This is a genomic window from Amycolatopsis sp. NPDC004747, assembly GCF_053601335.1.
The window spans coordinates 94,753-111,287 of sequence record NZ_JBSGBQ010000016.1; the positions used below are offsets into that span (position 1 = coordinate 94,753).

The 16,535-nt window shown below is 72.2% G+C and carries 19 protein-coding genes; 9 read left to right on the top strand and 10 right to left on the bottom strand.

Translation table 11 applies throughout. The features are described 5' to 3' along the window. Positions 1-21: 21 nt before the first annotated feature. Genes ACWEGE_RS25635 through ACWEGE_RS25645 form a run of 3 tightly spaced genes read left to right on the top strand, consistent with a single transcriptional unit; the run spans position 22 to position 3,592 of the window. Positions 22-579, top strand: a complete 558-nt coding sequence (locus tag ACWEGE_RS25635; protein WP_449662984.1) for a PadR family transcriptional regulator — start codon at positions 22-24, stop codon at positions 577-579. After that, entirely contained in the window at positions 576-2,588 is a 2,013-nt protein-coding gene (locus ACWEGE_RS25640; protein WP_449662985.1) for an FAD-dependent oxidoreductase, read from the top strand. The genes ACWEGE_RS25635 and ACWEGE_RS25640 overlap by 4 nt, the downstream gene beginning before the upstream one ends. Before the next feature lie 50 nt (positions 2,589-2,638). After that, positions 2,639-3,592, top strand: coding sequence for a prephenate dehydrogenase (locus ACWEGE_RS25645; protein ID WP_449663102.1), 954 nt, complete (start codon positions 2,639-2,641; stop codon positions 3,590-3,592). Positions 3,593-3,594: 2 nt separating this feature from the next. Here the strand turns inward: ACWEGE_RS25645 and ACWEGE_RS25650 are convergent, their stop codons facing one another. After that, the gene (locus ACWEGE_RS25650) at positions 3,595-3,789 is read right to left on the bottom strand and encodes an antitoxin (protein ID WP_449662986.1); all 195 of its coding nucleotides are present in this window, start codon (positions 3,787-3,789) and stop codon (positions 3,595-3,597) included. Between the two features lie 23 nt (positions 3,790-3,812). Further along, positions 3,813-5,780 (bottom strand): FUSC family protein, encoded by a 1,968-nt coding sequence (locus ACWEGE_RS25655; RefSeq protein ID WP_449662987.1) that lies wholly within the window; start codon positions 5,778-5,780, stop codon positions 3,813-3,815. 69 nt (positions 5,781-5,849) lie between these two features. On the opposite strand from ACWEGE_RS25655, the gene ACWEGE_RS25660 reads away from it, so the two are divergent. Together ACWEGE_RS25660 and ACWEGE_RS25665 are read left to right on the top strand one after the other, a co-directional pair. Beyond that, positions 5,850-6,299 carry an SRPBCC family protein gene (locus tag ACWEGE_RS25660; protein WP_449662988.1) on the top strand — a complete coding sequence of 150 codons (450 nt, stop codon included), beginning with the start codon at positions 5,850-5,852 and terminating at the stop codon, positions 6,297-6,299. Positions 6,300-6,407: 108 nt separating this feature from the next. Continuing rightward, entirely contained in the window at positions 6,408-7,172 is a 765-nt protein-coding gene (locus ACWEGE_RS25665) for a polysaccharide deacetylase family protein (RefSeq protein ID WP_449662989.1), read from the top strand. Here ACWEGE_RS25665 and ACWEGE_RS25670 read toward each other — a convergent pair. From ACWEGE_RS25670 to ACWEGE_RS25685, 4 genes are all read right to left on the bottom strand, one after another. Then, positions 7,169-7,648, bottom strand: a complete 480-nt coding sequence (locus tag ACWEGE_RS25670; RefSeq protein ID WP_449662990.1) for a carboxypeptidase regulatory-like domain-containing protein — start codon at positions 7,646-7,648, stop codon at positions 7,169-7,171. The two genes, ACWEGE_RS25665 and ACWEGE_RS25670, sit on opposite strands and share 4 nt — an antisense overlap. Then, positions 7,645-8,250 carry an RNA polymerase sigma factor gene (locus ACWEGE_RS25675; protein WP_043788522.1) on the bottom strand — a complete coding sequence of 202 codons (606 nt, stop codon included), beginning with the start codon at positions 8,248-8,250 and terminating at the stop codon, positions 7,645-7,647. Before ACWEGE_RS25675 ends, ACWEGE_RS25670 begins: the two co-directional genes overlap by 4 nt. A 440-nt stretch (positions 8,251-8,690) precedes the next feature. Further along, complete coding sequence (locus ACWEGE_RS25680; RefSeq protein WP_449662991.1) at positions 8,691-9,356, bottom strand: SGNH/GDSL hydrolase family protein; 666 nt, start codon at positions 9,354-9,356, stop codon at positions 8,691-8,693. Positions 9,357-9,419: 63 nt separating this feature from the next. Then, a complete protein-coding gene (locus ACWEGE_RS25685; protein WP_449662992.1) occupies positions 9,420-10,028 on the bottom strand; it encodes an NAD(P)-dependent oxidoreductase in 609 nt (202 codons plus the stop codon). Between the two features lie 83 nt (positions 10,029-10,111). Between ACWEGE_RS25685 and ACWEGE_RS25690 the strand changes: the two genes are divergently transcribed. Next, positions 10,112-10,675 carry a TetR/AcrR family transcriptional regulator gene (locus ACWEGE_RS25690; RefSeq protein WP_449662993.1) on the top strand — a complete coding sequence of 188 codons (564 nt, stop codon included), beginning with the start codon at positions 10,112-10,114 and terminating at the stop codon, positions 10,673-10,675. Here ACWEGE_RS25690 and ACWEGE_RS25695 read toward each other — a convergent pair. Beyond that, positions 10,672-11,160, bottom strand: a complete 489-nt coding sequence (locus ACWEGE_RS25695; protein ID WP_449662994.1) for a GbsR/MarR family transcriptional regulator — start codon at positions 11,158-11,160, stop codon at positions 10,672-10,674. The genes ACWEGE_RS25690 and ACWEGE_RS25695 overlap by 4 nt on opposite strands. Positions 11,161-11,253: 93 nt before the next feature. Between ACWEGE_RS25695 and ACWEGE_RS25700 the strand changes: the two genes are divergently transcribed. Further along, positions 11,254-12,150: an ATP-binding cassette domain-containing protein gene (locus ACWEGE_RS25700; protein WP_449662995.1), complete on the top strand. Its 897-nt coding sequence runs from the start codon at positions 11,254-11,256 to the stop codon at positions 12,148-12,150. Further along, a complete protein-coding gene (locus tag ACWEGE_RS25705) occupies positions 12,147-13,781 on the top strand; it encodes an ABC transporter permease (RefSeq protein ID WP_449662996.1) in 1,635 nt (544 codons plus the stop codon). The genes ACWEGE_RS25700 and ACWEGE_RS25705 overlap by 4 nt, the downstream gene beginning before the upstream one ends. On the opposite strand, the gene ACWEGE_RS25710 is transcribed toward ACWEGE_RS25705, so the two are convergent. Both ACWEGE_RS25710 and ACWEGE_RS25715 read right to left on the bottom strand, forming a co-directional pair. Then, complete coding sequence (locus tag ACWEGE_RS25710) at positions 13,778-14,245, bottom strand: hypothetical protein (RefSeq protein WP_449662997.1); 468 nt, start codon at positions 14,243-14,245, stop codon at positions 13,778-13,780. The two genes, ACWEGE_RS25705 and ACWEGE_RS25710, sit on opposite strands and share 4 nt — an antisense overlap. Before the next feature lie 39 nt (positions 14,246-14,284). Next, positions 14,285-14,614 (bottom strand): hypothetical protein, encoded by a 330-nt coding sequence (locus ACWEGE_RS25715; RefSeq protein ID WP_449662998.1) that lies wholly within the window; start codon positions 14,612-14,614, stop codon positions 14,285-14,287. A 139-nt stretch (positions 14,615-14,753) separates the two neighbouring features. Here ACWEGE_RS25715 and ACWEGE_RS25720 point away from each other — a divergent pair, with 139 nt between their 5' ends. Next, positions 14,754-15,980, top strand: coding sequence for an MFS transporter (locus tag ACWEGE_RS25720; RefSeq protein WP_449662999.1), 1,227 nt, complete (start codon positions 14,754-14,756; stop codon positions 15,978-15,980). On the opposite strand, the gene ACWEGE_RS25725 is transcribed toward ACWEGE_RS25720, so the two are convergent. After that, a complete protein-coding gene (locus ACWEGE_RS25725) occupies positions 15,922-16,494 on the bottom strand; it encodes a TetR/AcrR family transcriptional regulator (RefSeq protein ID WP_449663000.1) in 573 nt (190 codons plus the stop codon). The two genes, ACWEGE_RS25720 and ACWEGE_RS25725, sit on opposite strands and share 59 nt — an antisense overlap. Positions 16,495-16,535: the final 41 nt, after the last annotated feature.

Consider the following 16,535-nt stretch of genomic DNA (forward strand, 5'->3'; position numbering starts at 1 on the left):
GTTGCATAGGACCCTCCAACCATGGCACTGGAGCACGCGATCCTCGTCTCGCTGTCCGAGCGCGCCGGTTCGGGCTACGAGCTGACGCGCCGGTTCGAGAAGTCGATCGGGCTCTTCTGGAGCGCCACCCACCAGCAGATCTACCGGGTGCTGAAGCGGATGGAAGAGGCCGGCTGGGTGGCCGTCGACGTCGTCGCGCAGTCGGGACGGCCGGACAAGAAGGTCTACACCGTCAGCGACACCGGACGCGCCGAGCTCGTCCGCTGGCTGGCCGAGCCGGACCCGTCCGCCGGGCCGGTCGAGCTGGCCGTGAAGATCCGCGGCGCCACCTTCGGCGACCCGGCGAAGGTGGCCGAGGAGATCGTCCGGCACCGCGCGCGGCACGCGGAACGCCTCGACGTCTACCGCCAGATCGAGAAGCGCGACTTCCCCGCGCCCGCCGGCCTGCACGGCAGGCACCTGCACCAGTACCTGGTCCTGCGCGGCGGCATCCGCGTCGAAGAGGGCCAGGTCGAGTGGTTCGACGAAGTCCTTCGAGCCATGGATGTCCCCCTCCACCACCCGAAGGACGCTCGATGACCCCGTACCCGAACCTGCTCTCGCCGCTGGACCTCGGCTTCACGACGCTGCGCAACCGCGTCCTGATGGGCTCGATGCACACCGGCCTCGAAGACAAGGCCGCGCACTTCCCCGCGCTGGCCGAGTACTACGCCGAACGCGCCCGCGGCGGCGTCGGGCTGATCGTCACCGGCGGCTTCGCGCCGAACCGCACCGGCTGGCTGCTGCCGCTCGCGTCCAAGCTGACGACGGCCGCCGAAGCGAAACAGCACCGGCAGCTCACCGCGCCCGTGCACGAGGCAGGCGGCAAGATCGCGCTGCAGGTCCTGCACGCCGGCCGGTACGCCTACCACCCGCTGAGCGTGTCGGCCTCGAGCATCAAGGCACCGATCAACCCGTTCCGGCCGCGCGCGCTGACCGGCCACGGCGTGCGTCAGCAGATCCGCGCCTTCGCCGACTGCGCCGCTCTCGCGCGCGAAGCGGGCTACGACGGCGTCGAGATCATGGGCTCCGAGGGCTACCTGATCAACCAGTTCCTGGCCGAGCGCACCAACAAGCGCACCGACGCCTGGGGCGGCACGCCGGAGAAGCGCCGCCGGTTCGCCGTCGAAATCGTCAAGCGCACGCGGGAAAAGGTCGGCGACGACTTCATCATCATCTACCGGCTCTCCATGCTCGACCTCGTCCCCGGCGGCCAGCGCTGGGAAGACGTCGTCGCGCTCGCTCAAGAAGTCGAAGCGGCCGGCGCGACGATCATCAACACCGGCATCGGCTGGCACGAAGCCCGGGTGCCGACGATCGTCACGTCGGTGCCGCGCGCCGCCTTCACCTGGGTGACCGGGAAGCTCAAGCCGCACGTGACCATCCCGGTCGTCACGTCGAACCGGATCAACATGCCGCAGGTGGCCGAAGAGGCGCTGAGCAGCGGCGACGCCGACCTCGTGTCGATGGCCCGGCCGTTCCTCGCCGACCCCGAGTGGATCCGCAAGGCCGAGAGCGGCCGCGAAGACGAGATCAACACCTGCATCGCGTGCAACCAGGCCTGTCTGGACCACGCCTTCAAGCGCAAGCTCGTGTCCTGCATGGTGAATCCACGCGCCGGCCACGAGACGACGTTGACGCTCTCGCCGACGCGGCGGTCGAAGCACGTCGCCGTCGTCGGCGCCGGGCCCGCGGGCCTTTCGGCGGCGACCGCGCTGGCCGAACGCGGGCACAGCGTCGAGCTCTTCGAAGCCGACGACGAGCTCGGCGGCCAGTTCGGCATCGCGCGGAAGATCCCCGGCAAGGAGGAGTTCGCCGAGACCATCCGCTACTACCAGCGGCGGCTCGAGGTGACCGGGGTGAAGCTGCACCTCGGGCAGCGGGTGTCCGCGGCCGAGCTGATCGGCTTCGACGAGGTCGTGCTGGCCACCGGGGTCACGCCGCGCGTGCCGTCGCTGCCCGGGATCGACCACCCGAAGGTGCGGTCGTACGTCGACGTCGTCAAGCACGGCAAGCCGGTCGGCGCGCGGGTCGCGGTGATCGGGGCCGGCGGCATCGGCGTCGACGTCAGCGAGTTCCTCACGCACGCGGAGTCGCCCGCGCTGAACCTGGACGCGTGGCTGGCCGAATGGGGTGTCACCGACCCGGAACAGGCGGCGGGCGGGCTCGGCACGCCGCAGCCGGAGCCGTCGCCGCGGCAGGTGTTCCTGTTGCAGCGCAAAAAGTCCGGCATCGGCGCCGGGCTCGGCAAGACGTCCGGCTGGGTGCACCGGGCCGCCCTCAAGGCCAAGCGCGTCGAGCAGCTCACCGGCGTCACCTACGAGCGGATCGACGACGACGGCCTGCACATCACCGTCGACGGCGAGCCGCGGGTGCTCGACGTCGACACGGTGGTCGTCTGCGCCGGTCAGGAGCCGGTGCGCGACCTCGCCGACGAACTGCGGGCGGCCGGGCTGCCGGTGCACCTGATCGGCGGCGCCGACGTCGCCGCCGAACTCGACGCGAAACGCGCGATCGACCAGGGAACGAGGCTCGCCGCCGCGCTGTAGCCCGCAGAGGGTCCGGCACTGGCAGGATGGGCCCCGTGCGAGACGTATGCGTGATCGGGCTCGGGCTCATCGGCGGGTCACTGCTGCGCGCGGCGGCCGCCAGCGGCCGCACGGCGTGGGGCGCCGCGGTATCCGAAGTGGACGCCGACGCGGCGAGCAGAGCGGGCTACGACGTCACGACCGACGTCGAAGCGGCCCTGCACCGGGCCGCGGCCGAGGACGCGATGGTCGTGCTCGCGGTGCCGCTGCCCGCCGTCGAAGACCTGCTGCGGCTGGTCAACCAGCACGCGTCGCACTGCCTGCTCACCGACGTGACCAGCGTGAAAGCGCCGGTACTGGACGCGGTCCGCCGCCGGGTGCCGTACACGCGGTACGTCGGCGGGCACCCGATGGCCGGGACGTCGAACTCCGGCTGGCTGGCCGGGGAGGCTTCGCTGTTCCAGGGCGCCGCCTGGGTGGTCGCCGTCGAAGAGGACACCGACCTCGAAGCCTGGGCCGAAGTGGCGAAGCTGGTGCTGGACATCGGGGCGCACGTCGTGCCGTTGCCGGCGGAGTCGCACGACGAGGCCGTCGCCCGGATCTCGCACCTGCCGCACCTGCTGGCGGCGATCCTGGCCACGATCGGCGCCGAGGGCGGCCCCTTGGCGATGTCGCTGGCCGCCGGGTCCTACCGCGACGGCACGCGCGTCGCCGGCTCGAACCCGCAGCTCGTGCGCGCGATGACCGAAGGCAACCGGGACGCGCTGCTGCCGATCGTCGACGAGGCACTCGGCCGGCTCGGCGCCGCGCGCGGCTCGCTCGCCTCGACCGGGGGGCTCGCGGCCACGATCAACGCGGGATACGAAGGCGCGCAAGCGCTTGCCGCCAGCCTCGACGTCGAGCGCGCCGGCGTCCGGATCAGCCTGGCCGCGCCGGACGCGCGGCAAGGCCTGATCGCCCTCGGGGAACGCGGCGGCCGGATCACCGGCCTCACGGACGGGATCGCGACCGGCGAGGTCCAGTAGGGTTACCGATCCGGTGTGTCGTCGAACTTGTTGAGGAAGTCCTTCGCCTTCTCGACACCGGTGTCGATCTGGCCCTCGTGCCCGAACTTCGACTTCGCGAAGTCGGCGGCCTTGTCGAGGCCTTCCTCGATCTTGTCGTTGTGCTCGCGCAGGGCCTCTTCGGCCTTGCCCTTCAACGCTTCGAAGTCGATTCCCATGGGTGCATTGAACCGCACGAGCCTCAGCCGCGCCTGGGATAGGGCAGGAACCGCCGGACCAGCCCCGGCGGCGGGCGTTCGGCCAGGTCGGGGCCGCGGACGGCGTCGAACGCCGACTCCAGCTGGTCGACCACCCCGGACAGCCGCGGGGCGTCCGGCAGCGGCATCGACCGAGGCTCCCGCTGCTCCCGGACGGCCGACGCGAGTTCCCCCAGCGCCGCCGTCAGCAGCTCGACGTCGGCCGGGTCCGGCGGCGGGACGCCCCGCCCGATCGTCACGCCGACCTCGGTGACGGCGTCCGCGACGCGCTCCTGCGCGGCGATCACCGGCCACCACGCCACCGCCTGCCGTCCGTGCGCGGACGGCTCGACGACGGCCTGCTGGAACGCCGTCCGCAGGTCGGCCAGCGCCCGGTAGGCCCCGCGCCGCGCCCGCGACCGGGCCAGCCGCGCCTCCCCCGACGAGGCCTCGACCAGCGCGTGCGAGACGTACTTCGCCACCGCGTCCAAACCGTCGGCCAGCCGCCCGCCCACCCGCGGGCGACGGCTGCCCGGCCAGAGCAGGTAGCCGAAGACGAGCACGATCACGCAGCCCAGCACGGTGTCGACCAGCCGCGCCAGCACCACGCTCCAGTTCCCGGTGTGGGCCAGGCCCATCTGCAGGATGATCAACGGCGTCACGAAGGCGCTCTGAATGCCGTAGTTGCGCACCTTGCCCACCGCGATGCCGCCGGCGAAGACCGCGCTGAGCACCACCAGCACCCAGCCGTTCGCGCCGAGGCCGAGCACCGCGGCGCCGATCCCGACGCCGATGACCGTGCCGATCCCGCGCAGCACCGCGCGGCCGAACACGGACCCGAAGTCGGGCTTGAGCACGATCCCGACGGTCAGGGTGATCCAGTACGACCGCTCCAGCGGCACGAGCAGGCCGACGACCTCGGCGATCGCGACGCACAACGTCAGGCGCAGCGCGGCGATCCAGGTCAGCGGGCCGGACGCGAGCGACCCCGCCCACGCCCGCAGGCGGCGGTGCCACGGCGTCGGTTCCCGGCGCTTGCGGTCGTCGCCCTTGCCGATCCGGACCAGGCCCGCGTAGAGCGCGGCGAGGACCGGGTCGGGGTCGCCGGGCGGCACCGGCGGCGGAGGCGGCAGGGGCTGACCGGCCAGCACCGCCGCCGAAAGCGCGACGAAGTGGTCGATGACCTCGCGGGGCGGGCGGCGGCCGGCGTTGACCATCGCCACCGAGGCTTCGACGGCGGGAGTCGTCGCCGAGAGCAGGTTGAGCAGGTGCCGGTAGGCGGCGTCGCGGCCGGACAGCCAGGAGCGCGCGGTGAGCAGCTGGTCGTAGGCGGTGTTCATGGCCGTGGTCAGCCGGTGGCGGCCGACCCGCGAGACGGCTTCGTCGGTCGCCGACAGCATCGCGGCCAGCTCGACGTAGACGTGCGCGACGGCGGTGCGTTCGGGGCTGGTCGCCCGGACCGTCCAGGTGGCGAGCGCGACCAGGAAGCTCCAGGCGGCGCCGAGGCAGAAACAGCCGAACAGGATCTCGACGCGGACGCCGGTGGCGTGCTGTCCGGTGGCGAGCACGCAGAACACGAGCATCTGCAACCCGGCGACCGAGGCGTTGCTGCCGGCCGCGCTGATCACCGCGGACACCGCGGCGACCAGGATCACCGCGGGCACGGACAGCGCCGGCGTCCCGCCGGTGAGCAGGCCGACGAGGTAACCGGCGGTCGCGGCGAGCGTCGCCCCGCCGAGCCGCCGGGCGCGGTAGCGGTAGGGCCCGGCCGATTCGGACAGCACCGCGGGCAGTGCCCCGGTGGAGATGAGCGCACCGACGGCGATGTCGCCGGCCGCGTACGCGATCGCGAGCGGGACGGCCAGCGCGACCACGGCCCGGGCGACCATGTTCCACGGCACCGGCACCGGCGAGCTGCGCAGGAGCTGGACGAGCCAGTGCGGCGCGGCGAGGTCGGGGCGCGGCGTGCTCACCCCCTCATCTTGACCTACGCGGCCGGACGCGATTAATTATCGGTCTGTCAACAACGCGGGAGGTTACCGGTGGGTCGCAAGTACTCCTACGAGGTCAACCGCACGAGCACCGCGCCGCCGGAGGCGCTGTTCGCGCTCGAAGCGGACGGCCCGCGCTGGGCGGAGTGGGGAAAGCCACTGATCGTCCAGGCCCGCTGGGCGCGACGGGGCACCGCGGAGCCGGACGGCGTCGGCGCCGTCCGCGAGGTCGGGATGTGGCCGGTGCTGATCCGCGAGGAGACCCTCGAGTACGAGCCGGGCCGCAAGCACGTCTACGCCTTCGCCGCCGGCAAGCCGCTCAAGGACTACCGCGCCGAAGTGTCCTTCACGCCGACGGACGGCGGCGGCACGCACCTGCGGTGGACCGGCTCGTTCACCGAACCGGTCCGGGGCAGCGGCCCGGCACTGGCCGCGACGCTCCGGATCGTGATCCGGCTGTTCTCGGCCAAGCTGGTCAAGGCGGCCGAAACCGGGCGCTGACCTGGGTGCGCCGCACCACAGAAGATCATCTGACGCAACTTCTCCCACCCCTTCGACGTCACTCTTTCGGGTGGTCTTCAGGACCGCCGGGGAGAGAGGGGACGCGGGATGAAGCGAGTGGTGGCGGCACTGGCCGTGGTGGCGTTGGCGCTCACCGCGTGTTCGACGCACGGGCCGGACGAGCAAGCGCCCGGAACGAGCCAGCCGAACCCGGCGCCGCAAGCCGCCCCCGACGTCAAGGTGGCCGCTCCGTACCCGTTCGGCACGGTCCAGCAGAAGGTGCCGCCGATCGAGAACGGCCAGGTCCCGCTGATCCGCCGGATCACCACCGACAAGCCGTACGTCTTCCTCACCATGGACGACGGCGCCGTGCAGGACCCCGACGCGCTGAAGCTGATGCAGCAGAACGGCACCCACCCGGTGCTGTTCCTGAACGAGAAGTACGTGAAGGGCCACGAGGCCTACTTCAAGCAGATCCTCGACGCCACCGGCGCGACGCTCGGCGACCACACGGTCAACCACCCGAACCTCAAGGGCAAGCCGTACGAGTTCCAGCGCAAGGAGATCTGCGACGACGCCGACGACTTCGCCAAGAGCCTCGGCGTCCGCCCGAGCCTGTTCCGCCCGCCGTTCGGCAACTACGACCAGAACACGCTGAAGGCGGCGGCGGCGTGCGGCATGCGCGCGTCGGTGCTGTGGACGGCCGCGGTCAACGACGGGGTCGTGCAGTTCCAGGCCGGGGACAAGCTCAAGCCGGGCGACATCGTGCTGATGCACTTCCGGAAGACGTTCAAAGAGGACTACCTGGCCTTCGTGGAGCGGGCCAAGAAGGACGGGCTCACGCCCGTCCCCCTGGCCGACTTCCTGGGCTAAAGCACGACCGTCGGTGTCACGACGGTCCGGCGGCACGACACGTCGCCGAGGTGCACGAGGATCTGCGTCGTCCCGCGTGGCACGTTGTCGAGCACGAACCGGCCGCCTTCGTCCGCCGTGGTCGACGTCGTCCCGTGCTCGGCCACTCTGACCTCGACGCCGTACTGGCCGGCCGGGACCAGCCAGCCGTCGATGCGGTGCAGCTTGCCCATCTTGGTCAGGTTGATCATCACCGTCAGGTCGCTGACGGTGAACGTGATCGTGCCGGTGCCGCCGCCGCGCACGCCGGCCAGGTTGTCCAGCCGCTCCCAGCGGGCGACCTCGACGTCGAGGTCTTCGAGGGCGAGCGCGAATTGGACCCGCTGCACCAGGTCTCCCGGTGGCGGGTCCAATTCGTCGAGGAAGCGGCCGACGTCGGCCAGCAGTACGTCGTCGCCGAAGGAGGCTTGGCCCCCCGGCGCCCCGAGGTCGTTCATCGGCTTCCCCCTTCACTGGCGAGGAGATCGCGCATCTGGTCGAGGCAGCGACCCCTGGTCGGTCCGACACTGCCGCGCGGCATGCGCAGCGCCTCGGCGACGAGCTGGTACTCCGCGCGACCCGCGAGCACGGTCAGCCGGAGCAGTTCCTGACAGCGGTGGGGCAGCCGGACGAAGGCGCGCCAGACCCGGCGGTCGCGGTCGGCGCGGACGGCTTCGTCTTCGGGTGCCGGTTGGGTGCTCGGCATCGCTTCGGCGACTTCGTCGCTCAGCGGCACCGGCTGCATGCGGCGGCCGAACGGGTGGGTGGCCTCGCGACGGGTGGTGGTGATCAGCCAGGCGGCGAGGGCCTTCGGGTCGCGGAGCTTGCCGAGCTGGCTGAACAAGGCCAGCCAAACGGTCTGGACGACGTCCTCGGCGACCGAGCGGTCGAGGCCGTTGGCCCGGGCGACGTGCCACACGAGCGGGGTCAGCTCTTCGACGAGGCGGGCCATCGCCCGGCGGTCACCGTCTCTGGCGGCCTGCATGCACGCAGCGTGCAGCTCGGCGCCGGTCAGGCCCTCCCAAGGCGGATCTACCTCTGTGGTTTGCACGTCGGTCACCGTATCTGCCCCTCTTCGGAAGAGTCTTCGAGTCGGCAATGGCAGTATCGCGGGTCCTTCGGGGGGAAGGAGCGTGCAGGTGGATCTCGGATACATCAAGGTCACTTACTTCGTTCGGTCGTGCACTACCGGACAGTGTCTTCTTCCACGAGGGGTCACTGCGGGAGGTACCGGCCGACACGGGCGGGTGGACCCGCGCCGGCCGATACTCCCCTCCCTCAAGGACCCGCTCCCCAACGGGCCCCGCCGGATGTCCCCTCCCCCGAAGAGCACCCGGCCAACGGTGTCCGGTAGCCCCCTCGGCTCCCGGCCACCGCGTTCACTGCGAACGCGACACCCCCTGTCGTGTTCCTTTCGTGCTTGGCTGCTCCACAGGACGCAGTGGGGGCACCGCCAGATACCGGAACCGGCGACTTTTTTTGAAAATCGACGCAGCGCGGCTAACTGATCACCGCGCGTGCCAGCGTGCCCGCCCACCGGGCGTAGCCCGCGGGGCCCGGGTGGAAGCGGTCGCTCGCGAAGGCGGCCGGGTCGAGCAGGGCGGGATCCATCGGGAGGTGCCGGACGCCGGGGAGGCGGCCGAGGGTCGCCGCGGCCTTGTCGAGCGCGGCGGAACGGACGGCGAGGACGTCCCGCAGCGGGCGCGGCAGGGCCGGGAAGCGGGACATCGGCGGCACCCCGGCCAGCAGGACGTCGACCGGACCCAGGCGCCCGCGCAGGTCGAGCACCAGGCGCAGGAGGTCGCGGCGGTAGGCCGCGGCCGTCCGGAGCTCGATCGTGTCGTTGACGCCCAGTGCGATCACGACCAGGTCGGCCGGGCGGAGGAGGGGGACGAGCTCGGCGCGGGCCACCCGGGCGTTGGCGCCGGTCCGCCCGACCGCCTGCCAGCGCACCGCCCGGCCGTCGCGGGCCAGTTCGCGGGCGAGGCAGCCGGTGAGCGCTTCCTCGTGGCTCGCCGCGCCGACGCCGTCCACGGTGGATTCGCCGAGGACGGCCAGCCGGAAGGGTTCGCCCTCGCCCGGGACCAGCCCCTCCGCCGGTCCGGCCGCACCCGGGAGCCGCGGGGTCTTGCGCTTGACGTAGAGAGCTTGAGTGACGAGGACCATGCCGGAATTAGAACAGCGGCGCGAAGCGCCTCCGTTGAGGGCGGCGGCGGGGAGGAAGGCGGATTATCCGTGGGCGATCGAGACCTTCGCCCTGATCAGCGTGGGGTCCGCCACGGCGTCGAGCAGGTACGCGGCGACGTCGGCGCGCCGGATGGTGAACGTGCGGACGTTGCCGTCGAGCCGGCTCGCGATCTTGCCCGTACGCGGCCCGTCGAGCAGCATCGGCGGCCGGACGATCGTCCAGTCCAGGCCGCTGGCCTCGACCACGGCCTCCATCGCGAGCATGTCCGCCCAGCCGTGCTTCAGGAAGGTGTTGAGCAGCGGCTTCACCAGCGTGCGCGTGAAGAAGCCGTCGCCTTCGGTGTGCATGCCACTGGCGCTGACGACCAGCAGGCGGTTCGCCCCGGCCCGGATCGCCGCGCGGGCGCCGTCCGCGCAGACCGTGGTCGGCCCGCGGTCGCGGGAGCCGACCGCCGAGATCACCGCGTCCCGGCCTTCGACGGCCGCCGCCAGCTTCTCGTGGTCCTGCAGCCCGGCGACCACGACCCGGGCGGGAAGCCGCAGCTTGGCCGGGTCGCGGACGACGGCCGTGACGTCCCAGCCACGGTCCAGTGCCTGCTTGACGACCTCGCCGCCGACGCCGCCGGTCGCCCCCAGCACGGTGATCTTCATGGGTCTCCTCCTCGGTTAGTGAACACTCACCAGGTAGGGTGAGTGTTCACTAACCGCGCTGAGAACGCACTCAGGGAGCCGCCATGGGAAGCCGCGAAGAGATCGTCGCCGCGGCCGCAAAGGTCATGCGCGAGCAGGGCTACGCCCACGCGACGACGAAGGTGATCGCGCAGACCGCGGGTTACTCGGAGGCGATGCTCTACAAGCACTTCCGCGACAAGACCGACCTGTTCCGCAGCGTGCTGGCCGAGGAGCTGCCCGCGCTGGGCACCCTGCTGGCCGAGCTGACCGCGGACCCCGGGCGGGCACCGCTGCGGGACAACCTCGTCCGGCTGGCCCGGCTCGGCCTGGCGTTCTACGCCGACAGCTTCCCGATCGCCGTCTCGATGTTCTCGTCGCGGGAACTGCTGCGCTCACACCGGGACCGACTGCACGGGCACGGCCCGCACCTGCCCGTGCGGCGGGTCGCGGACTACCTGCGCGCCGAGCGGGCGCTGGGCCGGATCGACGCGGACACCGACGTCGAGGCGGCCGCGGCCCTGCTGCTGGGCGCGTGCTTCCAGCAGGCCTTCCTGGCCACGTTCGAGGAGCGCGAGCCGGCCGACCTCGCCGAGCGGCTCACGGACGTCCTGCTCGCCGGCCTCTAGGCGTTCCGCTCTTCGCGGAGCTTGTGCCAGCGCTCGTACATGCCGTTGAGCTCCTCGAGCATGAACGACAGGAAGTCCCGCATCTCGGCGAGGCGCTTGCCCGACGGCGTGTCCTCCCCGAGGGCGTCGATGCCGTTGTCGGCGGCGTCGCGCCACATGATGATCATGCGGTCGCGCTTGAGGAAGGTGGCGTACCAGAGGTCGTCGTAGAGGCGGTAGTGGTCGCGCCGCTCGCCGGGCTCGCGCTCCTTGGCGACCAGGCCGATCTGCTCGAGCCAGCGCACCGCGCCGGAGACCGCGGCCGGGCTGACCGACAGCTGCTCGGCCAGGTCGGCGGCGGTCAGCCTGCCCTCGTCGGTGGTCATCAGCGCGGCGAACACCCGCGCCGGCATGCGCTGCATCCCGATCTGCGACAGCACGAGCCCGAGGCTCTCGACGTACCGGCGGACGGCGTCTTCATCCCGCTTCACTTCAGGCGTCGTCATCGGCCCATCCTTCCGTACCCCTCCCCCATGATCACTCGATCTAGACATTTTCTTAACTTCACAACTTCGTGAAGCAAGTGTAGCTTCCGAACCATGGAAAACGCCATTTCGGTCACCGGCCTGCACAAGTCGTTCGGCCGGACCAAGGCCCTCGACGGCCTGGACCTGCAGGTGCCCGCTGGGGAGGTGCACGGCTTCCTCGGCCCCAACGGCGCCGGGAAGTCGACCACCGTCCGGGTGCTGCTCGGCCTGCTCCACGCGGATTCCGGGGACGTCCGGCTGCTCGGCGGCGACCCCTGGAAGGACGCCGCGAGCCTGCACCACCGCCTGGCCTACGTGCCCGGCGACGTCAACCTCTGGCCCAACCTCTCCGGCGGCGAGGTGATCGACCTGCTCGGGCGCCTGCGCGGCGGCCTGGACGAGAAGCGCCGCGCCGACCTGATCGAGCGCTTCGACCTCGACCCGAAGAAGAAGGGGCGGACGTACTCGAAGGGCAACCGGCAGAAGGTCGCCATCGTCGCCGCCCTCGCCTCCCGCGTCGACCTGCTGATCCTCGACGAACCGACGTCCGGCCTCGACCCGCTGATGGAGGCGACCTTCCAGTACGCCATCCAGGAGGAGCGCGAGCAGGGCCGGACCGTGCTGCTCTCCAGCCACATCCTCGCCGAGGTCGAGGCGCTCTGCGACAAGGTCAGCATCATCCGCAACGGCAAGACGGTCGAGTCCGGCACGCTCGCCGAGCTGCGCCACCTGACCCGGACGTCGATCACCGCCGAGCTCGCCGGGCCGCCGAACGGGCTCACGAAGCTGGCCAACATCCACGACCTCAAGGTCGAAGGCAACCGCGTCCGCTTCGACGTCGAGACGCGCTCGCTCGACGAAGCACTCCGGCAGCTGACCGAGGTCGGCGTCCGCAGCCTGGTCAGCCAGCCGCCGACGCTGGAAGAGCTGTTCCTGCGCCACTACACGACCGAAGCGAGCGCGAAATGACCGCGACGCTCGAACGCCCGGCCGTGGTGGCACCCGCCCGCGAACTGGCCGGCACCTGGCACCTGACGCGGCTCGCGCTGCGCCGCGACCGGGTGATCCTGCCGATCTGGATCGTGCTGCTCAGCGTCGTCCCGGCGAGCACGGTCAACACGTTCACGCAGTTCTACCCGACCGTCGCCGACCGGCTCGCCCTGCAGGCGGGCGCGAACGCGAACCCGTCCTACGCGCTGCTCTACGGCCCGCCCTTCGACCTGACCACGGCCGGCGGGTTCATCGCCTGGCGCATGTGCGGGTTCCTGGCCCTGCTCACCGGGCTGATGGTCGTCTTCACGGTCACCCGGCACACCCGCGCCGAGGAGGACACCGGACGCGCGGAACTGCTCGCCTCCGCGGTGGTCGGCCGGTACGCGGCGCTCACGGCGGCGCTGCTGGTGGCCGGCGGCGCGAGCGTGCTCACCGGGCTGGTCCAGGCGGTCACGATGATCGGCGCCGGCCTGCCCGCGGCCGGTTCACTCGCCTTCGGCGCGGCGGAAGCGCTGTCCGGGCTGGTGTTCACCGCGGTCGCGGCGGTCGCCGCCCAGCTGGCCGAGTACTCCCGGACCGCCAACGGCATCGGGACCGCCGTGGTCGGCGCCGCGTTCCTGCTGCGCGGCGCCGGGGACTCCACTGTGGACGCCCGCTGGCTGTCCTGGCTGTCGCCCATCGGCTGGGTGCAGCAGGTCCGGGCGTTCGCCGGGGAACGCTGGTGGGTGCTCCTGCTGCCGGTGGGGTGCACGCTGGTCGTCGGCGCGCTCGGGTACTGGCTGCTGCCCCGCCGCGACGTCGGCGTCGGCATCCTGCCGCCGCGACCGGGGCCGGCCAGGGCCGCGGCGAGCCTGCGGTCACCGCTCGCGCTCGCCTGGCGGCTGCACCGCGGCCCCCTGCTCGGCTGGACGATCGGCACGGCCGTGGTCGGCGCGGTGTTCGGCTCGATCGCCAGCGGCATCGGCGACCTCGTCGGGTCGAGCCCGCAGGCGCAGCAGATCTTCGAGCGGCTGGGCGGCAGCCACGCGCTCACGCAGGCGTTCCTGGCCGCGATGGCGGGGATGTTCGCCATGGTGGCGTCGCTGTACGGCGTGCAGGCGGTGCTGCGGATGCGCGGCGAGGAGACCGCGATCCGGCTCGAGCCGGTGCTCGCCACCAGCGTCGGACGGCTGCGCTGGGCGGGCGGCCACCTGGTGTTCGCCTTCTTCGGCACGGCGGCGCTGCTGCTGTCCGGCGGGGTGTTCATGGGCCTGGCCAACGGGCTGCGCACCGGCGACGTCGGCGGCTCGCTCGCGGACACCCTGGCCGGGATGCTGGTCCAGCTGCCCGCGGCCTGGGTGGTCGTGGCGCTGGCGGTGGCGATCTTCGGGCTGCTGCCGGGCTTTTCGGCCGCGGCCTGGGCCGTCGGGGCGCTCGCGCTGCTGCTGAGCCTGTTCGGCCCGGTCGTGAACCTGCCGCAGGCGGTGCTGGACGTCTCGCCGTTCCAGCACCCGCCGAAGCTCCCCGGCCAGGCCTTCACCGCGACCCCGCTGGTCTGGCTCGTGGCGGTCGCCGTCGTCGCACTGGTCGCCGGCCTGGCCGGCTGGAAGCGCCGGGACGTCGGCTAACGCACCCGCAGCTCGTGGTCGGGACCGGCCACGAGCTGCGCCTGCGGGCCGTCCTTCCCGCAGCCGGGCCCGTTCGCCTCGGTCAAGGCCGGGGTCACCTCGACGGTGTGCGGTTTCCCGTCGTCGAACCGGACGGTGACCTTGACCGGTTCGGCGGGCAGGCCCGGGATGTCCGCGAAGCCGTGCAGGCCGCCGGTGGGGACCATCGACGTGCCGCAGGAGCTGTCCGGGCCGGTGCCCGTGCAGGTCGTCGCGCCCGCCGACGTCTCGGGGTACAGGCCGACGTCGCGGGTGACGCACTGGCCGCGCCAGCAGGCTTCCAGCGTCGCCTTCGAGACGCCGTTCGGCGCCGGAACGGACAGGCTGATGCCGATCGGGACGCCGATCGCCGTGCAGGCGCGCTCCGGCCCGGCACACCCGGCCACGGCGGTGGCGAGCACCGCGAACCCCAGAACCCAACGCATGCCGACCAGACGGCGCCGGCGGCCCGCCGGGTTGCATCCTCAGTCGCGCCAGATCGAGGTCAGCGGCAGCGGGGGCGAAGTCGAGGTGGGCGTGACGGAGGTCGCCGAGGTCGGCGGCTGCACGGTGACCTCGACGACGCTGGTGGTGGTCGTCGGCGACGGCGTCTCGACCGAGGTGACGGTGGCCGGTGGCGCGGACTCGGTCACCGTGACGGGCACCGCGGAAACGGTCCTGGTCGGCGGCGCGGGCGTTTCGACGCTGCGCGGAGCGGGCCGCCCGGCGACGAGCATGGCGGCGACGAGCAGCCCGGTGGCGAACCCCGCGAGGCCGGTGACCGCGGCGGAGCCCCAGGTAGGTCGGCCGCTCATCGGGCACCCCCTCGCCACGCGCAGCGCAGGTACGAGGACTAACTCGCGTTGATCTTACGTGGTGTTACCCGATGTGCACCTTGAGCGGATGAGCCTCAAGTTTCTTGCGCCGACTACGCTCATGTGCCAGCTTGGAACGATGGGGGTACTGAGGAACCGAGACTTCCGCCGTCTTTGGCTCGCCGACCTGGTGAGTCAGCTCGGCAGCCGGATCGACGTCTTGGCCGTGCCGCTGCTCGCGGTCACCGCGCTCGGCGCGCCGGTCTTCGAGGTCTCGCTGCTGCGGACCGCGCAAGCCCTGCCGTACCTGGTGCTCGGCCTGCAGGTCGGCGCCTGGTGCGACCGGATCCGCCACCGCCCGGTCCTGATCGCCGCGGACGCCGGGCGGGCCGTGCTGATCACCTCGGTCCCGGTCGCCGCGCTGTTCGGCGTGCTCGGCATGGCCCAGCTGCTCGCGGTGGTCCTCGGCGTGGGCCTGCTCGGTGTCTTCTTCGACGTCGCCCACCAGACCTACGTCCCCCGGCTGGTGGCGTCCGGACAGCTGCCCGAAGCCAACGCGCGGCTCCAGACGAACCGCTCGATGGCGGCGGTCGCGGGCCCCGGCCTCGCCGGGGTGATCGTGCAGGCGCTCGGCGTGGCGGCGGCGCTGGCCGTCGACGCCGTCAGCTACCTCTGGTCGGCGCTCTGGCTGCGCCGGATCGAAACACCCGACACGCGGCCCGCGCCGCGGGAGCGGCGGCTGTGGCGCGAGATCGGCGAGGGGCTGCGGCTGGTGCGCGGCGACCGCGTCCTGCTGGCGATCAGCGCGCACGGCGCCGTGTCGAGCTTTTTCCAGTCTGCGCACCTGGCGATCGTGATCGTCTTCCTCGCCCGCGACCTCGGGCTCTCGCCCTGGGTGATCGGGGTGCTCGGCACCGCGTCGCTGACCGGCGCCGTCACCGCCGGGTTCACCGCGCGCCGGCTCGGCGACCGGATCGGCCAGGCACGTGCCCTGTGGGGTGCGGCGGTGCTGTTCGGCCTGGCCTACCAGCTCTACCCGTTCACCGGCCGCGGCTGGGCGCTCACCTGCTACGTCCTCGCCGGCTTCTTCACCAGCTACAGCGTGATCGTGCTGAGCGTGTTCGGCGTGAGCTTCCAGCAGGCCGTGACACCGCCGGAGCTGCTGGGCCGGGTCAACGCCATCTCGCAGACGCTGGTCTACGGCGTCGTGCCGCTCGGCAGCCTGCTCGGCGGCGCGCTGGCCGGCCCGATCGGCATGCGGGCGACCCTGCACGTCGCCGCGGCCGGCGTCCTGGCCTCGGCGGCGATCATGGTGTGGTCGCCGCTGCGGAAGCTGCGCGATCTGACGCCCGCAGGCCGTCGATGACCACCCGGACCAGGTGCGCGCTCCCCGGCGCGTACCGCTCGACGGCGAGGCAGCCGACGATGAGCGCCCGCAGGTCGTCGCCGTCGATGTCGGCGCGGACGGCGCCGGCCGCCTGCGCACGGGCGAGCAGCTCGGCCAGCGCGGCGCGGAACTCGTCGCCGGCGCCGGCCTTGACGGCGTGGCCGCCGGACTCGGCGAGGGCGTCACAGATGGCCCGGTTGAGCGACGCCTGCTTGATGACGCGGACGAAGTACTCGACGAACACTTCGCCGGGATCGTCGGCTTCGGCGAGCGCGCGGGCTTCCTCGGCGAACTGCTGGATGCGTTCGAGGACGACGGCCTGGAACAGCGCTTCCTTGCTGGGGAAGTGCCGGTAGACGGTCCCGGCCCCGACCCCGGCGAGCCGCGCGATGTCGTCGAGCGGCACGGCAAGGCCGTCCAGGGCGAAGGCCTCCTCCGCGGCGGCCAGCACCTTGGCCCGGTTGCGCCGCGCGTCGGCGCGCATCTTCTCCATCACGTCTCCTCGTTGACAACCGGAACGAGTACTCCGTATCG

Bases quoted from the DNA above. Each gene is read 5' to 3' on its own strand.
- ACWEGE_RS25635 (WP_449662984.1), top strand. From the start codon at position 22: ATGGCACTGGAGCACGCGATCCTCGTCTCGCTGTCCGAGCGCGCCGGT.
- ACWEGE_RS25640 (WP_449662985.1), top strand. From the start codon at position 576: ATGACCCCGTACCCGAACCTGCTCTCGCCGCTGGACCTCGGCTTCACG.
- ACWEGE_RS25650 (WP_449662986.1), bottom strand. From the start codon at position 3,789: ATGGGAATCGACTTCGAAGCGTTGAAGGGCAAGGCCGAAGAGGCCCTG.
- ACWEGE_RS25665 (WP_449662989.1), top strand. From the start codon at position 6,408: ATGAAGCGAGTGGTGGCGGCACTGGCCGTGGTGGCGTTGGCGCTCACC.
- ACWEGE_RS25670 (WP_449662990.1), bottom strand. From the start codon at position 7,648: ATGAACGACCTCGGGGCGCCGGGGGGCCAAGCCTCCTTCGGCGACGAC.
- ACWEGE_RS25680 (WP_449662991.1), bottom strand. From the start codon at position 9,356: ATGGTCCTCGTCACTCAAGCTCTCTACGTCAAGCGCAAGACCCCGCGG.
- ACWEGE_RS25685 (WP_449662992.1), bottom strand. From the start codon at position 10,028: ATGAAGATCACCGTGCTGGGGGCGACCGGCGGCGTCGGCGGCGAGGTC.
- ACWEGE_RS25690 (WP_449662993.1), top strand. From the start codon at position 10,112: ATGGGAAGCCGCGAAGAGATCGTCGCCGCGGCCGCAAAGGTCATGCGC.
- ACWEGE_RS25695 (WP_449662994.1), bottom strand. From the start codon at position 11,160: ATGACGACGCCTGAAGTGAAGCGGGATGAAGACGCCGTCCGCCGGTAC.
- ACWEGE_RS25700 (WP_449662995.1), top strand. From the start codon at position 11,254: ATGGAAAACGCCATTTCGGTCACCGGCCTGCACAAGTCGTTCGGCCGG.
- ACWEGE_RS25705 (WP_449662996.1), top strand. From the start codon at position 12,147: ATGACCGCGACGCTCGAACGCCCGGCCGTGGTGGCACCCGCCCGCGAA.
- ACWEGE_RS25710 (WP_449662997.1), bottom strand. From the start codon at position 14,245: ATGCGTTGGGTTCTGGGGTTCGCGGTGCTCGCCACCGCCGTGGCCGGG.
- ACWEGE_RS25715 (WP_449662998.1), bottom strand. From the start codon at position 14,614: ATGAGCGGCCGACCTACCTGGGGCTCCGCCGCGGTCACCGGCCTCGCG.
- ACWEGE_RS25720 (WP_449662999.1), top strand. From the start codon at position 14,754: ATGGGGGTACTGAGGAACCGAGACTTCCGCCGTCTTTGGCTCGCCGAC.
- ACWEGE_RS25725 (WP_449663000.1), bottom strand. From the start codon at position 16,494: ATGGAGAAGATGCGCGCCGACGCGCGGCGCAACCGGGCCAAGGTGCTG.